25 protein-coding genes are annotated in these 17,936 nt (G+C 68.1%); 11 read left to right on the top strand and 14 right to left on the bottom strand.

Features of this window, described 5'->3' with window-relative positions; translation table 11 throughout:
• Positions 1–168 precede the first annotated feature (168 nt).
• Genes MFF21_RS22225 through MFF21_RS22215 form a run of 3 tightly spaced genes read left to right on the top strand, consistent with a single transcriptional unit; the run spans position 169 to position 4,165 of the window.
• A complete protein-coding gene (locus tag MFF21_RS22225; protein ID WP_238314268.1) occupies positions 169–444 on the top strand; it encodes a hypothetical protein in 276 nt (91 codons plus the stop codon).
• Between the two features lie 32 nt (positions 445–476).
• Positions 477–2,075 (top strand): hypothetical protein, encoded by a 1,599-nt coding sequence (locus tag MFF21_RS22220; protein WP_238314265.1) that lies wholly within the window; start codon positions 477–479, stop codon positions 2,073–2,075.
• The gene (locus tag MFF21_RS22215) at positions 2,072–4,165 is read left to right on the top strand and encodes a hypothetical protein (protein ID WP_238314250.1); all 2,094 of its coding nucleotides are present in this window, start codon (positions 2,072–2,074) and stop codon (positions 4,163–4,165) included. The genes MFF21_RS22220 and MFF21_RS22215 overlap by 4 nt, the downstream gene beginning before the upstream one ends.
• A 942-nt stretch (positions 4,166–5,107) precedes the next feature.
• Here MFF21_RS22215 and MFF21_RS22210 read toward each other — a convergent pair.
• The 6 genes from MFF21_RS22210 to MFF21_RS22185 all read right to left on the bottom strand — a co-directional run bounded on the left by MFF21_RS22210 (position 5,108) and on the right by MFF21_RS22185 (position 8,077).
• Positions 5,108–5,287 carry a hypothetical protein gene (locus tag MFF21_RS22210; RefSeq protein WP_238314247.1) on the bottom strand — a complete coding sequence of 60 codons (180 nt, stop codon included), beginning with the start codon at positions 5,285–5,287 and terminating at the stop codon, positions 5,108–5,110.
• On the bottom strand, positions 5,284–5,574 hold the full coding sequence (locus MFF21_RS22205; protein WP_238314234.1) for a hypothetical protein: 291 nt from the start codon (positions 5,572–5,574) through the stop codon (positions 5,284–5,286). Before MFF21_RS22205 ends, MFF21_RS22210 begins: the two co-directional genes overlap by 4 nt.
• Entirely contained in the window at positions 5,567–6,442 is an 876-nt protein-coding gene (locus MFF21_RS22200; protein ID WP_238314230.1) for a hypothetical protein, read from the bottom strand. The genes MFF21_RS22205 and MFF21_RS22200 overlap by 8 nt, the downstream gene beginning before the upstream one ends.
• 68 nt (positions 6,443–6,510) lie before the next feature.
• Entirely contained in the window at positions 6,511–7,023 is a 513-nt protein-coding gene (locus MFF21_RS22195) for a hypothetical protein (protein ID WP_238314228.1), read from the bottom strand.
• A 61-nt stretch (positions 7,024–7,084) separates the two neighbouring features.
• The gene (locus tag MFF21_RS22190; protein WP_238314225.1) at positions 7,085–7,657 is read right to left on the bottom strand and encodes a hypothetical protein; all 573 of its coding nucleotides are present in this window, start codon (positions 7,655–7,657) and stop codon (positions 7,085–7,087) included.
• 96 nt (positions 7,658–7,753) lie between these two features.
• Positions 7,754–8,077 carry a hypothetical protein gene (locus tag MFF21_RS22185; RefSeq protein ID WP_238314223.1) on the bottom strand — a complete coding sequence of 108 codons (324 nt, stop codon included), beginning with the start codon at positions 8,075–8,077 and terminating at the stop codon, positions 7,754–7,756.
• 464 nt (positions 8,078–8,541) lie between these two features.
• Here MFF21_RS22185 and MFF21_RS22175 point away from each other — a divergent pair, with 464 nt between their 5' ends.
• Positions 8,542–9,456, top strand: coding sequence for a hypothetical protein (locus MFF21_RS22175; RefSeq protein WP_238314217.1), 915 nt, complete (start codon positions 8,542–8,544; stop codon positions 9,454–9,456).
• A gap of 181 nt (positions 9,457–9,637) precedes the next feature.
• On the opposite strand, the gene MFF21_RS22170 is transcribed toward MFF21_RS22175, so the two are convergent.
• From MFF21_RS22170 to MFF21_RS24200, 5 genes are all read right to left on the bottom strand, one after another.
• The gene (locus MFF21_RS22170; RefSeq protein ID WP_238314214.1) at positions 9,638–9,835 is read right to left on the bottom strand and encodes a hypothetical protein; all 198 of its coding nucleotides are present in this window, start codon (positions 9,833–9,835) and stop codon (positions 9,638–9,640) included.
• Between the two features lie 186 nt (positions 9,836–10,021).
• Positions 10,022–11,353 carry a Y-family DNA polymerase gene (locus MFF21_RS22165; RefSeq protein WP_238314211.1) on the bottom strand — a complete coding sequence of 444 codons (1,332 nt, stop codon included), beginning with the start codon at positions 11,351–11,353 and terminating at the stop codon, positions 10,022–10,024.
• Positions 11,350–11,757, bottom strand: coding sequence for a LexA family protein (locus MFF21_RS22160; RefSeq protein ID WP_238314208.1), 408 nt, complete (start codon positions 11,755–11,757; stop codon positions 11,350–11,352). The genes MFF21_RS22165 and MFF21_RS22160 overlap by 4 nt, the downstream gene beginning before the upstream one ends.
• Before the next feature lie 72 nt (positions 11,758–11,829).
• A complete protein-coding gene (locus tag MFF21_RS22155) occupies positions 11,830–12,039 on the bottom strand; it encodes a hypothetical protein (protein ID WP_238314206.1) in 210 nt (69 codons plus the stop codon).
• 300 nt (positions 12,040–12,339) lie between these two features.
• On the bottom strand, positions 12,340–12,639 hold the full coding sequence (locus MFF21_RS24200) for a hypothetical protein (RefSeq protein WP_505744249.1): 300 nt from the start codon (positions 12,637–12,639) through the stop codon (positions 12,340–12,342).
• On the opposite strand from MFF21_RS24200, the gene MFF21_RS22150 reads away from it, so the two are divergent.
• Both MFF21_RS22150 and MFF21_RS24195 read left to right on the top strand, forming a co-directional pair.
• Positions 12,578–12,721: a helix-turn-helix domain-containing protein gene (locus tag MFF21_RS22150; RefSeq protein ID WP_505744248.1), complete on the top strand. Its 144-nt coding sequence runs from the start codon at positions 12,578–12,580 to the stop codon at positions 12,719–12,721. The two genes, MFF21_RS24200 and MFF21_RS22150, sit on opposite strands and share 62 nt — an antisense overlap.
• A gap of 29 nt (positions 12,722–12,750) precedes the next feature.
• Positions 12,751–13,038, top strand: coding sequence for a hypothetical protein (locus tag MFF21_RS24195; RefSeq protein WP_505744247.1), 288 nt, complete (start codon positions 12,751–12,753; stop codon positions 13,036–13,038).
• An 89-nt stretch (positions 13,039–13,127) separates the two neighbouring features.
• On the opposite strand, the gene MFF21_RS22140 is transcribed toward MFF21_RS24195, so the two are convergent.
• Positions 13,128–13,748 carry a Fic family protein gene (locus MFF21_RS22140; RefSeq protein ID WP_238314203.1) on the bottom strand — a complete coding sequence of 207 codons (621 nt, stop codon included), beginning with the start codon at positions 13,746–13,748 and terminating at the stop codon, positions 13,128–13,130.
• Positions 13,749–14,330: 582 nt separating this feature from the next.
• On the opposite strand from MFF21_RS22140, the gene MFF21_RS22135 reads away from it, so the two are divergent.
• The 5 genes from MFF21_RS22135 (at position 14,331) to MFF21_RS22120 (ending at position 16,833) form a co-directional block, all read left to right on the top strand.
• Complete coding sequence (locus MFF21_RS22135) at positions 14,331–14,708, top strand: hypothetical protein (RefSeq protein WP_238314201.1); 378 nt, start codon at positions 14,331–14,333, stop codon at positions 14,706–14,708.
• Positions 14,709–14,792: 84 nt separating this feature from the next.
• Positions 14,793–15,035: a hypothetical protein gene (locus tag MFF21_RS22130; protein ID WP_238314198.1), complete on the top strand. Its 243-nt coding sequence runs from the start codon at positions 14,793–14,795 to the stop codon at positions 15,033–15,035.
• A 69-nt stretch (positions 15,036–15,104) separates the two neighbouring features.
• Positions 15,105–15,767 carry a hypothetical protein gene (locus MFF21_RS22125; protein WP_238314195.1) on the top strand — a complete coding sequence of 221 codons (663 nt, stop codon included), beginning with the start codon at positions 15,105–15,107 and terminating at the stop codon, positions 15,765–15,767.
• A complete protein-coding gene (locus MFF21_RS24015) occupies positions 15,760–16,089 on the top strand; it encodes an HGGxSTG domain-containing protein (RefSeq protein ID WP_308445699.1) in 330 nt (109 codons plus the stop codon). The genes MFF21_RS22125 and MFF21_RS24015 overlap by 8 nt, the downstream gene beginning before the upstream one ends.
• A gap of 3 nt (positions 16,090–16,092) precedes the next feature.
• On the top strand, positions 16,093–16,833 hold the full coding sequence (locus tag MFF21_RS22120; protein ID WP_238314192.1) for a hypothetical protein: 741 nt from the start codon (positions 16,093–16,095) through the stop codon (positions 16,831–16,833).
• Here the strand turns inward: MFF21_RS22120 and MFF21_RS22115 are convergent.
• Positions 16,826–17,599 (bottom strand): phosphoadenosine phosphosulfate reductase domain-containing protein, encoded by a 774-nt coding sequence (locus MFF21_RS22115; RefSeq protein ID WP_238314189.1) that lies wholly within the window; start codon positions 17,597–17,599, stop codon positions 16,826–16,828. The two genes, MFF21_RS22120 and MFF21_RS22115, sit on opposite strands and share 8 nt — an antisense overlap.
• Entirely contained in the window at positions 17,596–17,880 is a 285-nt protein-coding gene (locus MFF21_RS22110; RefSeq protein ID WP_238314186.1) for a hypothetical protein, read from the bottom strand. Before MFF21_RS22110 ends, MFF21_RS22115 begins: the two co-directional genes overlap by 4 nt.
• Between the last annotated feature and the right edge of the window lie 56 nt (positions 17,881–17,936).

The raw sequence follows: 17,936 nt of genomic DNA, 5'->3' as shown, positions 1-17,936 counted from the left end.
CCGCGATCTCGGCCGACACCTTCGTCTACTTCCGGCAGTCGGGCTCAAACATCGCGAGCTCGAACATGGGCCCGGCCAACGTCCAGAGCGGGACGACCGGGCTCAACATCACCGGCTCCGGCTTCGTCCCGCAGCGCTGACGAGACATCTCAGGCCGAGGAGGTCGCTATGATCGAGCTGAACGAAGCCCCGGCGCCGCAGCAGGCGCCCGTTGCGGCGCCGGCCCAACCCCGGGATGCCGCCTGGCGCGACTACCAGTCTCGCCTCCATCTCGCGGTCTGCCTCGGACAGGCCTCGCTTGCCGACATCCGCTCCATCATCGAGCAGGGCGGCACCGTAGACGAACTCGTGCAGCACCTCGGGACCTTCGAGGTTGCCGTGCATCACATGGCCGCCGCGGCGCAAGGGCTCGGCGCGGTCAGCTCCAGCGCGGGAGTCGCCTGATGTCGCTCGGTCGCCTTCGCTTCGATGAAATCATGTCCGATGCGGACATTGCGCGCGCGCTGACGCAGGCGCTCCACGGCATGCCGCGGGGCTTCGCCGGGGCACCGGGCACCGGTCTGCCCGAGCAGCCGCAGCAGCCCCTCAGCGTCCAGCCCGTGAAGCCCGACAGCTCGCCGGGGATCCCGGTGGCAGGCTCGCCCGCGGCGACCGCATTCCCGCAAGGGCTTCCGATCGAAGGGGCCGGTGATCCCGCTCAGGTCGGCGGCCCTGCCTTCACCTTCGGGGCTCGCCCCATGCCGCAGGTGCCGGGGGCAGCGATGCCGGCGCCGCAGCCGCCCGCCCGGCCGAGCGCGGCGGATCTCGTTGCGGCGGCGCCCCGCCCCCTGTCCTTCGGACCGTCGCCGATCGCTCCGCGCCCCGCGAGCGATGGCGCGATGACGGTCCCTCTTCCGCCGCAGCGCCCGGGCGATCTCGCCTCGCGGGCCGATCTGCCGGCGGAAGGCGCCCGCCCCATCATGGCACAGGGCGGGGTTCCGGGTGCCGAGGAGCCGTCTCTCTTCGATCGCTTCATGACCGGACTCAAGAACGACGACGGCCTGCTCCTGAACCTCGGCATCGGCCTGATGACGCAGAAGGGATTCGGCAACGGGCTCGCGGCGGGCCTCTCCTCCTATCAGGCTGGCGAGGGCCGGCGGGCGGCGAGCAAGCTAGCGCAGGCCGAGTTCGCCCTCAAGACGCGCAAGCTCGCGCAAGAGCAGGGCGCCACCAACGCCACGCGCTCCTGGTTGCTCGGCAAGGGTTACGATGCGGTCGACGTTGACGGCGCCATCGCCGCCTCGCTGGCCGGGCGCAGCGAGGCGCTGACCAACCTCCTGCAGCGGGCCGCGCCGAAGCCGGCCGACGCCCCGAGCGGCTACACGATCGATCCAAGGACCGGCCGCGCGTCCTTCATCCCGGGCGGCCCGCAGGATCCGGCGACCATCTCGGCGCAGTCCGCGGCCAAGGGCGACGATAGCTTCACCCTGTCCCCGGGGCAGACACGCTACTCGGGTGACACGGGCCAAGCCATCGCCTCGGCGCCGGACAAGAAGCCCGAGAACTTCGACGTGGAGAGCAAGCTGCGCGGCGAGTTCTCCAAACAGCTCGGGACCTTCCAGGACGTGCACGACGGCTACGGCCGGGTGATCGCTGCCACCGAGCAGCGTGCGTCGAACCCGAAGGGCGTCTCGCCCGCCTCCGACATCGGCCTGATCTTCGGCTACATGAAGATGCTCGACCCGGGCAGCGTGGTCCGGGAGGGCGAGTACGCCACCGCACAGAACGCCGCCGGCCTGCCCGAGCGGGTGCGCAACGCCTACAACAAGGCGCTGAACGGCGAATTCCTGACACCCGAGCAGCGGCAGGACTTCGTCGAGCAGGCGGACCGGCTCTACGGCAAGGCCCGCTCCGGCGCCGAGGGCGTCGCCGAGCGATATCGGGGACTGGCCGGGGCCTATGGGGTCAATCCGGAGCGCTCGGCCTTCCTGCCGCCCGCCTTCAAGCCGCCCGTGGTCGGGCCGAGCCGTACCGCGCCGGCCCCGACCCTCGGGGACATCGAAACCGAGATGAAGCGCCGGGGGCTGAATCGATGAGCGCAGGTCTCTCCAGCCTCTCCGACGACGAGTTGCGCCGCCTCTATCGCGAGACGGCCGTGCAGCCGCCTGCGCCGGCCCCGGCCGCGCCCACGACCAGCCTGCGCGACATCTCCGACGACGAGCTGCTGAAGCGGCACAGGGCGCTCTTGCGGGTGGCCGACACACCCGCGACCAGCTTCGGCGACTACGTGACGGCCACGTCCGGCGGCATCATCGAGGGTGTTCCGATCGCCGGCCCCTACATCCGCAGCGGCCTCGACCGCGCTGCAGCCTATGGGCGCTCGCTCCGCACGGGGAAGAGCTATGCGGACGAGCTGTCGGGGATCCAGGCGCACAACGCGCAGCTCAAGGCAGAACACCCCTACATCGACACGGGGTCGCAGATCGCCGGCAGCGTCGCAGGCACACTCCCGCTGGTGATCGCCGCCCCAGCGGCCTTCGGCGCGGGCGCGGCGGCCCTGCCGGCGCGGATGGGGCTCTCGGCTCTCTCCGGCGGAGCGATCGGCGGCGCGGACGCGGGTGTGCGCAGCGATTGGGATCTGCGCGAGATTGAAAAGGGCACCGCCCTCGGCGGCGCATTCGGAGCCGGTGCCCCGGCCGTCGGCGCGCTGGCTGGCGCCGGCATCCGCAAGGCGGCCGAGGCGGTCGCCAGCCGTGCCGCCCCGGCGCCGGCGGGCATCGGGCGCAGCGCCTTGGCGAAGCTCGCCGAGGACTTCCGGAACGCGGGCGGCCCCGAGCCCGTGCGGGCGCGGCTGGCGGAACTCGGGCCGGGCGCGATGCTGCTCGATGCCTCGCCCGCCTTCGAGGGTCGCGCCCAGGGCCTCGCCGTGCTGCACGACACCCGCGAGGCCGTCACCCGTCCGATCGTCGAGCGCGCCCGGGATGCCAACGCCCGGCTTGCCTCGGACGTGAACGGGAATCTCGGCCCGAGCGTCGAGCCGGCGGCCTTTCATGATGCGATCGACCGCTCCTACGCCCAGGCCGTGCCGCCGATGTACGGCGAGGCGCTGCGCAGCACCGCACCCGTCGACACGTCCGACGTGCTCGCTGCGATCGGGCGGCTGGGAGAAACCGAGAAGGGCGGCGCATCCTCGGCCCTTCGCCGGGCCTGGAACCTCCTCCACACCGAGGCGGAGGTGCCGGGTGTCGGGCGGGCCCAGGTTCCCGACCGCCGGCCGGAGGCCCTGCACAACGCCAAGGAAGCTCTCGACGCGATGATCGCCACCGTCCGCGCCCAGCAGGGCAGCGCGGCCCGTAGCGAGCTTCGCGCCCTCACGGCGGTGCGTCGTGGCCTGAACGACGCCCTCGAAGCCCATGTGCCGGGCTACCGCGAGGCGAACCGCACGGCGCAAGGCTTCTTCCAGCAACGGGAGGCCTTCGACCGTGGGCAGACCCTGCTCAACAGCGGGCGGGAATCGGTGCGGCCCGGCCTTCTCGCGCAAGAGACGGAGGCGATGGCGCCGGCCGTGGCGGACGCACAGCGGCAGGGCCTGCGCGCGGAGGTCGATCGACTGGTCGGCACCACGGCCAACGATCGCACGGCGCTCGCCAAGGCGGTGAAGGGCGAAGGCGACTGGAACCGGGCCCGGCTCGCCACCGTGTTCGGCGAGGACCCGGCGCAGGCCCTCGTCGGCGCCGTGGAGCGCGAAGGGGCGTTCGACGCCTCGCACCGCCGGATCGTCGAGAACTCCATGACCGAGCTGCGAAAGCGCGCCGCCGACGACGTGGCCGTGCGCAGCCTGAACGGGCAGCCCGCAGACATCGTGCCGGGTGTGGCCGGCGCCGTGGGCGGGCCGATGGCGGGGGCGACCGCGCTCCTGACGAAGCTCGGGCTCGGCGGCGCGAAGCTCGCGGCGAACGCGGCCGGTCGGGAAGCGGACCTCGCCCGCAACCGCCAGCTCGCCCGCGCGATCACCATGGGCCAGGGAGACACGCTCGAGCAGTTGCTCGCCGCCATCACCGGCCGCGCGGCATCCGAGCGCATCGCGGGGCAACTCGGGCACGGGGCCTCGCTGGGGGCGAACGCCTCGACCCGGGCGCAGTCCGAGCGCGTCCGGCCTCAGGTTCGCCCGTTCGGCTTCCGGTGACCGGACCAGGCCGCAACCGCGCATACGGCGAAGAAGACCAGCAGGACTCCCCAAACCCCGGCATGCCCTGTCCGTTCGAGCAACCAGTCGTGAAGTTGGGGAACCGTCGCCTCCAGGCCCCAGCCGAACACCGTCATGGCGGCGGTGAAGACGAGAAGGGTCAGGCCGATTTCGAGCCAGCGGGGCATGGTGTGAGGATGGGGCGGGGGACGCCCGGAAGCAACGGGGGCGCAGCGGACGACTGATGGCCGGCCTTCTCTCGGATCGCATCATCGGCGCGGAACTCTGCGCCCCCCCCACGCACGGTGTTAAGGCTGCCGCACAGGTTAGAAACCCAACCTTCTCCGAAGCCAGCCGTCGCGACCAACGAGGTCGTTGCTGTCGCTCGGCCCATAGATGACGTCATTCCGCATGTTGTTGAGAGCCCGCATGATCTCCCCATTCGGGCCGAAGCATCCGCCCGGGTTGCCGATGCCTTGACGACAGCGCGTGACTTCCACAGTCGCCCACGCTGCTGCCATACATCGAGGCTCTCCGCCGCAAGCTTGATAAAGTCCTGCAACGACCCATCCGTCGTTTGGCATAGTACCCGAGCCCGGGAGGACTTGGGCAGAAGCGGGGCCAGCGAACGACAGGCCCGACACAACCGCAAAGAAGAAGGCGGATGCGAGTTTGTGCGTAGTAGTCATAGCTTGTCTCCTAAGCATCTGGTGATTGTGGCCGTCGGGAGCCGATTTGCTCGGCCTCCCGGCACGCAGGTCACCACGCCCACCAAGACAGGTCCTGAGACACCGCTGATATTGGTCTGAAATTTTCTGATTTCACGATGAAAGCGAGGCTTAACACTTCAGCTTATGCCGCCCCCAAATCCCACCTCATCGTGGGTGCCAGCCGGCTGGCCTCTCCGCTTTCCTAGCAAAGATTACAAGCAGGCTGCCGGCATCAGAACCCCACGAGATAGAGGGCGATCAGGCCCGCTGCGGTGACGACGTTGCCGCGCCCGGCTTCATGACCGGCGCGGACCGGCAAGGCGCGGGTCCAGCGGCGCATCCGGCCGAGGCCCCGCGCGACGGCGGGCAGGCCGAGGGCGAGGGCGGCGCGCATGGTGATCCGGGTCTTCAACGGGTGTGCTCCTGCTGGGTGTCGTGTTCGAGGTCGCGGTCGCCCCCGCGGAAGTAGACGACCTGAGAGGGGCACCCCTCAGGCGCGCCGAGAGACGGCTCCTCGTCGCCGCCACCCTCGAGATCGGCCTCGCCGTCCATGTCATCGAGGATGGCGATGAGGTGGTCGGCGGTGTCGAGGGCAGACTGCGCTGCCTCCTCGATTCTGTCGCGGAGAGTGCGGCTCTGCAGCGGCGTCGGAGCCGGAGGCGCGGGCCGCCGAGGGGTGAACGGGATCACGTCAGCCATTTCGGGCGATCCTCACGGCCTCGGCGTGGAGGTCGGCGGCGAAGGCCTGCATCTCGCTGGGCTCGTCGCTTTCGGCCACGGACTGGGCGAGGATCCCGAGCTTGTGCGCCGCGTCGAAGCGGTCCGCCGGCACGCGCTGGCGGGCCTCCTGCTGGATCTGCCGGGCGATCTGGCCGCAGAGCGTGTCGACGAAGTCCGCGAGGTGTCCGGCCGCATTGTAGCCGGCGCCGAAATGCCCGCCGTCCGAGCATCGGGGCTGGCAGGTGGCCGCCGTCGCCACCTCGCCGAGAAGCACCGCCACGCCGTGAAGAAATGCCAGCGTCTGCAGGCTCTGAGCCCCGATATCGAAGCTGGCCGCGATGGCGGGCGCGAACCGGGAGGCAAGCGAGCCCGAACCGGCCGGTGCATCGGTCTCCGTCAGCGCGGCGTTGATGTCGAAGGCGAGCTTCCCGTCGGTCGCATAGTCCTCGCGGCTCCGGCGTATCCCCTCGAGCTCGACGTGCTCGATCCAGGCCAGCGCCAGGGCCTTCGCCGGGACATTGTCCCTGGTCGCGGGGAGCGCTTCGGCTGCTCGGAGCAGCCTGAGGCGACGCTCATCCGCGCGCCGCCAGGCAGCCTCTGTCTCGGGCGTATCCTGGCCGGCGGTGGCCCGCGTGGTGGCGGTCCACTCGCCGCTCCACTCCGCCATGATGGCCTCAAGCATCGCCGCGCCCGGGCTCGGCGCCGGTGGCGGGTCGGCGGCCGGGGCGGTCTCGCGCCCGCGCCGGATGACGCGCGCGGCAGAGGCCCGGAGGCGGTCGGCGCGCTCCTTGAGCGTCACCCGGTCGGGGTTGCGACGGACGATATGCGAAAGGTTGAGCGAGGGCATGGGACGGCCTCCGGAATCGGGGATCAGGGCGAGGCGCGGCGAGATGGGCACCGCGCGGTGGCGGCGGGTCAGAGCAGGGGCGAGCGGGCGATGAGGTCGAGCACCGGTTCGCTGGTCGGTGGCGGGGCGACGAGCGGCGCGCCTTGATCCCGCGCGAATTCAGCGGCGAAGCGGGCGAGCGCCTGGCAGCCCGCGGCGGTGAGCGGAACCGTCGTCAGCAGCACGTCCTCGATGTGGGCCCACAGCGCCGCGTGAGCCTCGTCCGTCGGTCGTTGGGACGGGTCGTCGGCGGCCTTGTCGCCACTGACCGCGAGCAGCCGGTCGTGCACCTGGACGAGGCGTCGCGCCTCTTCGATCACGGCGAAGATCGGATCCGGCCGGAGCTCGATGGCGCGCGGGGCGATGTCGGTGACTGTGTGCGGGAGCGACGATCCCCCGGGTTTCGCCTCCGGCCCCGGCGCACGCAGCGCACGGTGAACCCGAAGGTGCTGGGCGAACTTCTCGCGGGTGGCGGCCATCCGCTCCCGCAGGGAGGGCTTGCCGGGCTCGCGCGAGGCGAGGCGCTTCAGGGGATTGCGCATGGTGGGATCTCCAGAGAGGGGACCCGCGGGCGTGGCCGGCCCGCGGCGTTGCGGGACCGGCTCAGAGCCAGGTGGCGAGGCCGACGGCGAAGGTGCCCCCGGCGATCAGGGCGAGGCAGGCCAGCAGCTCGCCGGCCGAGGCGGCGGCGCGGCCGAAGCGCTGGAAGGCCGGCGCCGGCGCGGGGCCCGCCTCGATCACGGGGCGCGCGGGCGGGGTCGGGTCGACCGCCACCGAAACCAGCCGGCCGGACGGCAGGGCGACCGGGATGCGCTGCGGGCCGTCGCAGCCCAGCAGCAGCGTCAGCTCGGCCTCGCGGGCCTCCGCCAGGCGGTAGGGCAAGCCGATCAGTTCGGCGTTGCCGGCCTCCTCCTCGAGCCACCAGCGCAGGTGCTTGAGCAGGGCGAAGGCACCGGCACGGGTGGCGCAGGGCGTGGAGAGCAGCAGGTCGAGGGCGTCGCCGTAGACCTCCTCGGCGGCCCGCCGCTGCTCGCCGGGCAGCGCCGCCTGGACGATGGACCATCCCTCGTCGTGGGCGTCGATCGCCTGCAGGATGCGGTCGGCGAAGTAGGGGACACGCTCGGCCGAGGCGGGCGCCCGGGCGGCGAAGTTCGGGATCAGGGCATAGGACATCATTCGGGCTCCTGAGAGGGCTCGTGGAAGGCTTCGGGTGGTGATGGGGTGGAGGTCGTCCGGCGCCGTCAGCGCTTCGTGGCGGTCAGGGGCAGGCGATCAGTGAGCGGAGAGGAGACGGGCTTCCTTGGCGGCCTTCCAGGCGCCCTTGAGCGCGGAGGCCATGGCAGCGGCCCAGGTGGCGCCGGTGACGGACTGGTTGAGCTTCGCGATGCGGACCGCGGCGGCCATGATGGCGGAGCGGTCGAACTTGCCGGCGACGACCAGCGGGCGCTGGGCGCGGTCGCGGCGGATGCTCTGGAAGGCGGCGTTCGCGAACGCCTCGCGGCGCAGGTGGACGCGGCGGGCGGCGGCATCGGCAGCCGGGTCGCGGCGCATGTCGCGGAGGGCGGCGTTCCAGGAGAGGGTGCGGGTGGAGGACATGGTGGGCCGATCCATTGACCGAAAGTACCGTTGTGATACTTATGGATCATTCCCTGGCATCTGTCAACCCTTTTAGGTCACTGTGAGCCAAAAAGATCAAAATGCGGTATCGGGACGGCAAATCGCAGCCGCTCGAACCCTCCTCGGGCTTGGTCAGGCAGAGCTTGCATCCGCCGCATCGATCTCTGTCCCAACTCTGAAGAGAATGGAGGCCTCTGAGGGGCCAGCCACCGGCATGCCCAACAACGTGCGGGCCGTAATCGCTGCTCTAGAAAACGCCGGCCTGGAGTTCATCCCCGAGAACGGAGGGGGCGCGGGCATCCGCTTCCGCAACCGGGCCGACGGGACGCGGGGCGAGCATTGATAGATGTTCTCAGAAGCGACCAAGGCAGCGCGTAGGTCCTAGGCCGTTGCCGCGCCGCTGCCGAACCGCCTAAGCTCGCCTCGGCTTGGGGGAGCAGGGCATGGCCATCAGCATTCGCCATTACGTCTTCGAGGAAGGCGGCGCCCTAAAACTCGTCCCTCTGCGCGTCGCGGATGCGCTCCGCGGCCATGACGACGCGATCCCCGAGTTTGCCGGCACCACGCAGCGGGTCGCTCAGGTCGTGCTTGAGAACGAGGCAGGCAAGCCGGTTCGCATCCTTGATGCGCGCGGCCTCATCTGGAAGTTCGATGATGCCGGCCTTTTGCAGGTCGACGATGTCACCGGGCTTCCGCTCTACGACAGACTCGCCGAGAATCCGCGCGGCAAGGTGGTCGACTTGCGGCCGAACATCGAGCGTCAGAAGTGGCGCAGGCGGAACACCTGGAACGTCACCGCCGAAGACCTCGACCGGATCACCGCTGCCGTCTGGCCATGGCGAAAGGGTCAGGAAGCGGGGGCAGTCCAGGCGGTCAAAGGCAAGGTTCCGAAAGAGCCCCCGCTCACCCGGGATGCGCGCGATCTCCTGGTCAAGATCGAGGTCAACCTCGGCAAATTCGGCAACGAGATTGAGAACCTGAGCGAGCCTGCGTTGAAGGGGTTGGCGTTCGCCCTTCGGCAGCAGGGCCGGATCTACCGGTCGGAGCAGGGCTGCTACGAGGGACTGGCGGCGTTGGTCGAACACGAGCGGGAGCTCAAGGCGCGTCGTCGTACCGGCCGTGGCGACTGGTTCGCCAGGCTGACGGTTTGGCACGTCAGCGAAGATCGCAACGCGGAGAGAGAGGTCGATTCAATCGAGGAACGGTTCAGCAGCCGGACTGCCGCGACCGAAGCGGCGCGGCGCCTGCTGGCCCAGAACGCCCACCGGTTCGACCTGCATTTTCGGGTCGAGGTGGAGGTTGTGTCGGAGCTGGAGTGCGAGCCCGTCGAGACGGAGAAGAGCGGCACCAGAGAGTAGTCTGCTGGTTTATCCTTGGCGCGCCGGTGATCCGTGGCTGACGAACAGCCCGCCCAGCGCTTCGAGCGCTACCTGAAGGCGGCGGATCCCGGGCTGCCGGAGCGCTATCGCAATCCGGGGCGCCCACGACCTCAACCCGCACCGTTTCTCTTCCGGGCCGTTCGGCGGACGATGAAACTCATCAATGCTCAGTCGGCCGGGCTTTTAGAATTTCTCCGAAGATATATCCAATTTCGATGAGTATTTTTCTCAGCGGCTCTGCAAGCCATGCATAATTTTCATTTTGCGACACACTTCTTAGCTCGATCACCAAATCATGCAGATCAAGCAATGCCTGCTCTAATTCATCATCTATGAGAAATTTTGAGGGCAAGGCCATCTGCCTCGACTCGATTTCGCATTAGGGAATGCTGACGGATGTGCTTTGATCAGTCCACGAATTGCAGGTTGTAATGAGGCGTCGTTTTACTAACCGGGATTTCCTGACGCCGATTGATCTCCTGATCGTCATGCTCGACGTGATCGCGCACGCTCGGCCGGCTGGTGGGGTGGCTGCCGTGACGATTCACGCCCAGGCGGTCGGCAACTCCGCGACCTGCGTCGTGTAGCGCGACGAGCGCATCTCGAACTTCGTCGACCAGTCCGTGCGAGCGCGCTCCAGCCCGGCTCGGGCCGGCACGACGGTGCCGCGGCCCCAGCGTGCGTTGCAGGCGTCCAGCGCCGCCATCAGCGGGCCGGAGCGATCGCGGTCGAGTCGGCCGATCAGTGCTCGCGGTGCGGCCTCCAGCGGCACGAGATCCGTCGCCAGCACCCCGGCCTTCGCGTAGCGCCAGGGCGACACGCCTTGCGGCTGCCAGGTGCGGGCCACGCCGAGCTGCGCAGCCTTGATCAGAGACAGGCTGTCGTTCGTCGCCTCCGGCAGCCCGACGACGGTTTGAATCGAGCGCTGCGGCTCGCCGCGGTCATGCTCGCTCGTATGGTAGAAGACCGTGACGTGGTTGGTCGCCAGTCCTTCGCGCCGCAGCTTCTCGCCGAGCCGGGCCGCGTGGGCGGCGATCGCCTGCTCCAACATGCCCTGCTCGGTCACCCGGCCGGCAAAGGAGCGGGTCACCGCGCAGCCCTTGCGCCGGGCCGGCACCAGGTCGAGCCCGATGCAGGAGACGCCGCGGAGCTCGAAGATCATGCGCTCGCCCACCACCGTGAGGGCCTTGCGCACAGGGCGCGGGTCGATGTCGCGCAGGTCTGCCACGCTATCGATGCCGAGCGCCTCGAGCTTGGCGAGCGAGGCCCGGCCGATTCCCCATAGCGCGCCGACATGGATGCGCGGCAGCCAGTGGTCGTAGGCTGTGGGATCGGTCAGGTCGCAGACGCCGCCGAGTTCCGGGACGCTCTTGGCGATGTGGTTGGCGAGCTTGGCGAGCGTCTTGGTCGGGCCGATGCCGATGCAGGTCGGGATCCCGGTCCAGGCGCGCACCGTCGCTCGGACATCGAGGGCGAGCGTGATGCGGTCGCGCCGGGTGAAGCCGGTCAGGTCGAGGAAGCTCTCGTCGATCGAGTAGACCTCCACGTCGGGCGTCGCGTCGCGATAGATCGCGTTCAGCCGCGCGCTCATGTCCCCGTAGAGGGTGTAGTTCGAGGAGAAGACCCGCACGCCTTGCGTCTGGCAGAGCTGGCGGATCATGAAAAACGGCGCGCCCATCTTGATGCCGAGCGCCTTGGCCTCGGCCGTGCGGGCAATGGCGCATCCATCGTTGTTGCTGAGCACGATCAGCGGCACGGCCGAAAGCCGCGGGTCGAACACGCGCTCGCAGGAGCAATAGAAGCTGTTACCGTCGATCAGGGCGATGGCCCGGCCGCCGCCGATCCGATCGCGCAGGCGTGCCGCCGGGTCGCTCACCGGCCGATCCCGGCCCGGGCGATGTGCCAGCGGATCGTGAAGCGGACCACGCCCCAGATCTCGGCGAAGCCGTCCTCGTCCAGGACGAAGACCGGCATGGCGTCGTTGTCGAAGGCAAGCCGCGGGCGGCCGTGCTCGACGAGGTAGCGCTTGCAGGAGAGCTGGCCCTCGACCACGGCCACGACGACGCTGTCATGCGCGGCAGTCAGGCTGCGGTCGACGCAGGCGAGGTCGCGATCGTGGATGCCGGCCCCGCGCATGCTGTCGCCGCGGATCTGCATCAGAAAGGTGGCCGGCGGGTTCGGCACGAGCCAGCGCGGCAGCTCCAGGACGCCTTCGAGGAAGTCGTCGGCCGGGCTCGGAAAGCCCGCGCATAGCGCGGGCCCGACGAGGGGCACGCGCACCGTACCGTCACCCGCCGACGGCAGCTCGTCGACATGTCTGATTCCCGCAGCCCATGAGCCTGCCACCCGCTGTCACCCGTGCTCCGGCCGGCCCGCGCGGACGTAGCCCTGCGAGACGGCCCTGCGCATCTCGGCGAGGTCCTGCTCGACCCGCAGCAGATCCTCGATGGCGAAGGCGAGCGCCCGCTTCGTGTCTCCCTCCGCGGCTTCGAGATAGGCGATGGCTGCCACCTCGGCCTCGCTCATGGCAGCAACGGTCTGGATCTGCGACGCGGTCGCCATGGCTGCCTCCGTCCCGGAAATTGAGAACGAAAGAAGAACAAAACCATCGGTCGCATCCGGTCAAGGCACGATCCGGCGCCCGTCGAAGATCGGGGGAAGCGGGGAGGAATCAGTCGACGGGGCTTGACGGGGTAGCGTGACGCTGGGGCGTCAAGAGGCTGGATTCGCCGGAAAATATGCAGCCCTAGTCGGACAGTTCTGACGGCTCGAACCCTGTGCTCGTTCGGGCATAGGCGCTTACCGCCCGCCCCGGCTACCATCCCGACCGATCCGCCGCTTATCAGGGCATGCAATTGTCCGTTAAGAAGCCTGGGCGACGATGGGGTGCACATTGACACTGGCAGGCTGCTGCGCTGGCTCAACGATGGCTGTCCGCAGCTTGGTGTAGCAGGAGCTGACGATGCGCAGTGAGCGCCCGAGGGAGCGCGCGGGCGGCGTCGCCGAAGCAGAGGCGCACCGCCGTCGCGGCCCGGTGTTCGTGCCGCTCGCGTACCGGATAGAAGATGCAGCGGCGGCCATCGGCATCAGCCGCTCGACATTGTTCGAGTACATCAAGGACGGCCGGATCCCCTCGCGGAAGATCGGCAGCAGCACGGTCATCCGTCACTGCGACCTGGAGGCCTTCCTCGACTCCGCCCCGTTCTCGGCCGCCACGAAGGTCGCCCAGAGATCCATGAGCTGACGGCGCTTCTCCAACGCATCGCCGCGGCGGTGGCCGATGAGTACGACGCTGCGCAGGAGCGTGGTGAGGTCGCCGGTCATGGGGGCGGTCGCAACTTCAAGGTTCCCGAGGGGAACGTTGAAGCGACAGTTGCCGACCTCGGCCTCACCCGAAAAGCCATTCACGAGGCCCGCCAGATCCGCGACGCCGAGCGCGCCGATCCCGGCATCGTGCGCAGGACGCTGGATCAGCGTCTGGATCAGCGGACCGAGCCTTCGAAAACCGCGCTCCGCCAAGCCATCGTTCACGTAGCTCAGCACGGCTACCGCCCCCCTTGAGGGTGCCTCGCCAAGATAGTAGCTGTGCCGCGATGTGCGCGGGGGCATGCTTCTAAGGAAATATTTATATAGCGCGCCTACCTGTATTATTAGGCAGATGGAAATTCTTCCGATGCGGCTTCGGCAAGTTGAGCTTTTAGAAGTTTTTCTAGGTAGGAGGCGAGTTCGCCAAAGTCAAAGTGGCCAGCTTCCCACGCCTGATCAGCGGCTTTTAGTGCGGCATAGTAGGGTTTCCTGTCTTCTCTAATCCGTTCAGGGACTATTTTTCTGCCTGGAAGAAGAGCTCCATACTTCATGCATATCAAATAATAGCATGCTGCACGAGCCGTTCTGCCATTCCCCTCCACAAAGGGGTGTATCCAGTTTAAGCGCCACAGAACGTAAGCCGGCAGAAGCGTTGGATGATCGCTGAGCGTCCAATTCTCGTGAACCAGCGAGAACATCTGGTCCATCATGTTTGATACTTTACAAAAATGCGGAGGCACGTGATCGCCTACATAAATAGGCTGCTCTCTATATCGCCCTCCGAACTGAGCAATATTTGACACCGCCACATGATTGAGCGACCAGAGAGTGTATTTGTCGAAGGACTCAATACCTTTCTCAAGCCCTATTTCTATACAATTAGTCAAAAGATCATATTGCCGTAGCAGGTTTTGCTCTTGGACGCGCTTAAATAGTTCTTTGTTATCTTTTTCCCTAACAGACATAATTTATCCTCAAATAAATAAAGCCCGCTTTCGCGGGCTTTCAGAATTCTAGGCTCTCAGCCTGATGTGCTTGGAAGCCTCTCTCACGCTCTCTTTGGTGATGTCTTCCGCACCCATTGCATTACCAAATGCAAAACTTATGCGCTGCTCTTGGAGTTGAGCCTCCGTGACCGGACGCTCACGCGCACGATCAAGCATGCCCACCAACTCCGGGTCGGGTCGCAGCACGCTTAGAAACTGCTTCCGATCCGCCATAACGATTCCCTCCGCGCCCCCAGGTTCGCGACCATACTTCGGCAATGAACGGCGACAAGCGCCGTTCCCGAGCGCCTTTCATATTCCACAGCTTGTGCGGTTGTAAAACCACGCTTTGGGCATACGAGAGTCGCACGCCTCGCGCCGCTGCCAATAGCCCTTCCATGCGCGGCTGACAGGCGACACTATCGCCAGCGAGGACGAGCAAGTTGCCGAGGCGTGGCGGCCGGATAGCCCAAGCGGGTCGCCACCATAGAGACGGGCTCAGCGACGCGGGCCGGCGCGCCTGATCGGACCACAGATTCCTGAGGCGCGCCAACGCACTATGTGAGCCGCGAGCGGCCGCAGGCCGCCTATCTCGTGGAGCTCCGAATGCCCGCCACCGTGTCGAACTGGCTTCCCCTAGAGACCGCGCCCCGCGACCGCCCGGTGGATCTGCGGCTGGAGCGCTGGGTGGACGCCGGCGAGCGCTTGGCGACCAGCATCGCCCGCGGCGCCTCGTGGATCGATCGCACCAGCGTGCGCCACCCCGCCCCGCACTGGAGCCGCGTGCCGGCCGGATGGCGGGTGACGGGCTGGCAGCCCTGCTCGGACCCGGAGGCCCGCCGCCTCGCGGACAATCGCCGGGGCGGACCGAGCGTGGCGATGCGAGCGGGCGCGGATCTGTCCCGCAAAGGGCTTAGAAGCGTAGATATTCCAAGTTGAGAGGCCGCAGCAGTCTATATTTAGCGCGCTGCCGCGTATAGAAATGATGCGTTCAGCAATGATTTTAAGAGAAGGGACATGAACATGACGTGCATCATCGCAGAATATGCGGTTCCGGAGCGGATCACATCGCAGATGGGTGGACGTGCGGTCATCTCGCGGCCTTTCCCCACACACGCCGAGGCCGTCGCGGAGGTGCATCGCCTGCTGAACGACGACACCGATAACTGGAAGGTCAGGGGTTACAACGAGGAGAAGGACTACTATTGGGCGCGCAACGAGAGTCCGGTGAGCCGAACGCGCGTGCTTCGCGTCGAGAAATATTGACCCGGTTGGGCGAGGGGCACAGCGCCGCCTCGCTCACCTCCCGATCCGGTTCCGACGGAGCCAAGCGCCATGGTGAAGAGACAGAGGGCCGGGGACGCGCTCCTCGGCGCCGCCCGCATCAGGGCGGAGGAACAGGGCGCCCCCTCCGGGATCGCCGATCGGTTCGAGGCGCGCGCCCGGGAAGCCCTGCCGCCGCAGCGGCCCCGCACGGTCGGCGGCGAGCTGCTGCCGGACGAGGACTTCGCGACCCAGACCTTGCCGGCGCTGCTCGACACGCTGGCGAATCCGGATGCCGTCGCGGCCGATGCCAGCCGGGACCGGCTTGACCTGGCGCATGAAGCCGGGTCGCTCGAGGTGGCGCTCGACACGGCCGACGCGATCCAGGCGGCCGACAGCCTCGAGCGGATGCTGGCCCATCAGCTCGGAACCGCGCACGTCGCGGCTATGAAGGCGGCGATGGTCATGCGCCACCTGCTGGACCATGCCGGGCGCTGCACGGGCTCGGAGCGGCAGGCCACCTGCGCCGAGGCGAACCGCATGGCCGGCACCTTCGCTCGGCTGACGGGATCCTTTCAGGCCGGCATGCAGACCCTTCAGCGCGTGCGCTCGGGCGGCCGGCAGACGGTCGTGGTGCAGTACAACACCGTCGGCGAGGGTGGTCAGGCCGTCATCGGCGGGACCGTAGGGGGCGGGGGCAAGGGCCGGCGAGGGCGAGGGGGGCAGGATGGCTGACGTGGCTGACGAACCCCTTACGCACAGCTGGCGGACGGCGATGGCCTTGGCGCACGCTACGCCCCGGTGCTGCGCCCGTACCCGGAAAGGCTTCTCCTGCGAGGGCCCGGCAATGGCGAACGGCCGGTGCCGGATGCACGGAGGTGCGAGCACGGGGCCGAGAACAGCGGAAGGGCTAGCTCGGTCAAAGCGCTCGACGTGGAAGCACGGGCGGCACTCGGCGCGCTACGTAGCTCTCAAGCGTCTCATCAAGCGGGCGACCCGCGATTTGGAAGAGACGACGAAGCTCAGCGAGCGGATGCTGCGAAACGCGGGGTGGTAGCCAGTGAGCGACGAGAAGCCGAAGAAAGTCGATCCGGCCTATCCGTCCAGTGACGGGCTTTCGAAGGCGGGCGAGATGGCGATGGGGACAATCGGCGCGGCGGCCGGACTCGTCGTGCCGGTCGTTGGCCCTGCGGCAGTGCAGGCGATCCTCAAGAACGCGGTGCGCCTGCCGATGGAGGTGCGCCGAAACAACTGGTTCAACAGCATCGGCGAGGGCCTGCGAGAGTTGCAGGATCGGCTCGACGGGTTCGATCCAAACCACCTCGGCGAGAACGAAGAGTTCGTGAGCATCGTCTTCGAAACGACCCAGATGGCGATGAAGACACACCGGGCCGAGAAGCTGGAGGCCCTGCGCAACGTCGTGCTCAATACCGCTGCCGGCGTGCAGATTGACGACGTGCTGCGAGGTGCCTTCCTGGTCTACGTAGACCGATTCTCCGGCCTGCACCTCAGGGTGCTCAAGATGCTGTCCAATCCGGCCGCCGTCCCGGCCATGGTCGCCAGGGCCGAGAACATGATGATGGGCTCCCTCAGCACCGTCCTCTTCGCAGCGTTGCCGGAAATCGGCGAGAATGAGCGCCTTTTGCGGCGTGTCGTGAAGGACCTTGAGGACGAGGGCCTGACAGATGGCGCAGCCCTGAACACCACGATGAGCGGGGGCGGCCTCTTGGCGAAGCGCTCTACCGCGGAAGGCGATGGATTCCTGCGCTTCATCTCCGAGCCGGCCAGCGGGCCTACCTGACCTCCCGGGCAGCTCGACCGGTGCCATCGAGGACGACGGCGATCTCTGCGGCTTTGCCCGCGGCATGCGCGAGCGATTGGCGCGCCGTCGTGCGGATGAAGGCGGCCGCGTCGGGCTGCACCCGGTCGAGGAGCCGAAGCTTTTCCAGCGAGAGGTTGGCGGGGCAGCAGGTGCATTCGATGCTGGTCGGGCACTCGTCGTGGTGCGGGTGGAGCTGGATGCCCTGCTCGGCCACATAGGCGAGCACATCGGCCGTGCTCCAGGCCCACAGCGGTAGGGCGACCTCGATCCGTGCGGGCAGGATGGATTGCAGGCCCTCGAGCGTGCCGCCACCGTCGCTCCGCCTCTGGCCGAATAGGAGCGCGCACGGGCCGCCGGCTTGCTCGGCATGGGTGATGAGTGGCTGCACGCGGTTGGCGGCACAGCACGTGGTCCAGGGCTGCAGGGGAGGCTCGCGCCAGCCGATGCCCGCAAGGTGCTCGATCGGCACGATGTCGGCCGGCGTGCCCGCCTCCCGCCACTGCTCGGTCATGGGGCGCGCCGGCGCCAGCTCTACGAGCGTGTAGCGGTCGCGATGCCCCCGGACGAACTCCACCATGGCCGGCAGCATGTACCCCGTGTTGACCCACAGCAGCGCCAGCCGGTCGCGCCAGGGCTCGCAGAGGCAGGCGAGCGCTAGGCTGTCCTTGCCGCCGGAGAAGGCCAGGAACACGCGCTGGTGACGCTCGAAGATCCCGGCGAGTGCTGCTCGGGTCTGGTCGATCACGGCTCGCGAACTCCCGGCAGGCCGGACCACGCCATCTGCAGGATGCGCTCCCGGCCGGGCCCGCGGTGCGGGTCGCTGTCGCAGAGGCGGGCCATGAGGTAGTCGAGGGTGTGCGCGCTCCCCATGACGAGCACCCGCAGGGCAAGGTTGCGCATGGCTTTCCGGTAAGCGGCGGCGATCGGCGAGCGGTCCTTGTGCGGCTGGCAGGCGATGAGGAGCCGCAGCAGCCCGGCCTCGATCTCGGCGAGCGTGCCGCCCTGGGAAGGGGCGTAGACCCACATGCCTCTGTCTGACGCGGTGCGGGGCATGGGCGGCTCCTCAGGCTGGTCGGTGAAGG

Source organism: Methylobacterium organophilum, assembly GCF_022179465.1.
Taxonomy (GTDB): Bacteria; Pseudomonadota; Alphaproteobacteria; order Rhizobiales; family Beijerinckiaceae; genus Methylobacterium; species Methylobacterium organophilum.
Note: the sequence above shows the minus strand (reverse complement) of the source record. Positions and strands in the feature narration are given on the sequence as shown.

Coding starts and splice junctions, on each gene's coding strand:
- MFF21_RS24200 (WP_505744249.1), bottom strand. CDS start 12,639: ATGACCGTGCTGCTGCCGATCTTCCGCGAGGGGATCCGGCCGTCCTTG.
- MFF21_RS22205 (WP_238314234.1), bottom strand. CDS start 5,574: ATGGCTGACGTGATCCCGTTCACCCCTCGGCGGCCCGCGCCTCCGGCT.
- MFF21_RS22200 (WP_238314230.1), bottom strand. CDS start 6,442: ATGCCCTCGCTCAACCTTTCGCATATCGTCCGTCGCAACCCCGACCGG.
- MFF21_RS22225 (WP_238314268.1), top strand. CDS start 169: ATGATCGAGCTGAACGAAGCCCCGGCGCCGCAGCAGGCGCCCGTTGCG.
- MFF21_RS22110 (WP_238314186.1), bottom strand. CDS start 17,880: ATGTGGGTCTACGCCCCTTCCCAGGGCGGCACGCTCGCCGAGATCGAG.
- MFF21_RS22170 (WP_238314214.1), bottom strand. CDS start 9,835: ATGGCCTTGCCCTCAAAATTTCTCATAGATGATGAATTAGAGCAGGCA.
- MFF21_RS22130 (WP_238314198.1), top strand. CDS start 14,793: ATGACGTGCATCATCGCAGAATATGCGGTTCCGGAGCGGATCACATCG.
- MFF21_RS22195 (WP_238314228.1), bottom strand. CDS start 7,023: ATGCGCAATCCCCTGAAGCGCCTCGCCTCGCGCGAGCCCGGCAAGCCC.
- MFF21_RS22125 (WP_238314195.1), top strand. CDS start 15,105: ATGGTGAAGAGACAGAGGGCCGGGGACGCGCTCCTCGGCGCCGCCCGC.
- MFF21_RS24015 (WP_308445699.1), top strand. CDS start 15,760: ATGGCTGACGTGGCTGACGAACCCCTTACGCACAGCTGGCGGACGGCG.
- MFF21_RS22140 (WP_238314203.1), bottom strand. CDS start 13,748: ATGTCTGTTAGGGAAAAAGATAACAAAGAACTATTTAAGCGCGTCCAA.
- MFF21_RS22185 (WP_238314223.1), bottom strand. CDS start 8,077: ATGTCCTCCACCCGCACCCTCTCCTGGAACGCCGCCCTCCGCGACATG.
- MFF21_RS22190 (WP_238314225.1), bottom strand. CDS start 7,657: ATGATGTCCTATGCCCTGATCCCGAACTTCGCCGCCCGGGCGCCCGCC.
- MFF21_RS22220 (WP_238314265.1), top strand. CDS start 477: ATGTCCGATGCGGACATTGCGCGCGCGCTGACGCAGGCGCTCCACGGC.
- MFF21_RS22175 (WP_238314217.1), top strand. CDS start 8,542: ATGGCCATCAGCATTCGCCATTACGTCTTCGAGGAAGGCGGCGCCCTA.
- MFF21_RS22215 (WP_238314250.1), top strand. CDS start 2,072: ATGAGCGCAGGTCTCTCCAGCCTCTCCGACGACGAGTTGCGCCGCCTC.
- MFF21_RS22155 (WP_238314206.1), bottom strand. CDS start 12,039: ATGGCGACCGCGTCGCAGATCCAGACCGTTGCTGCCATGAGCGAGGCC.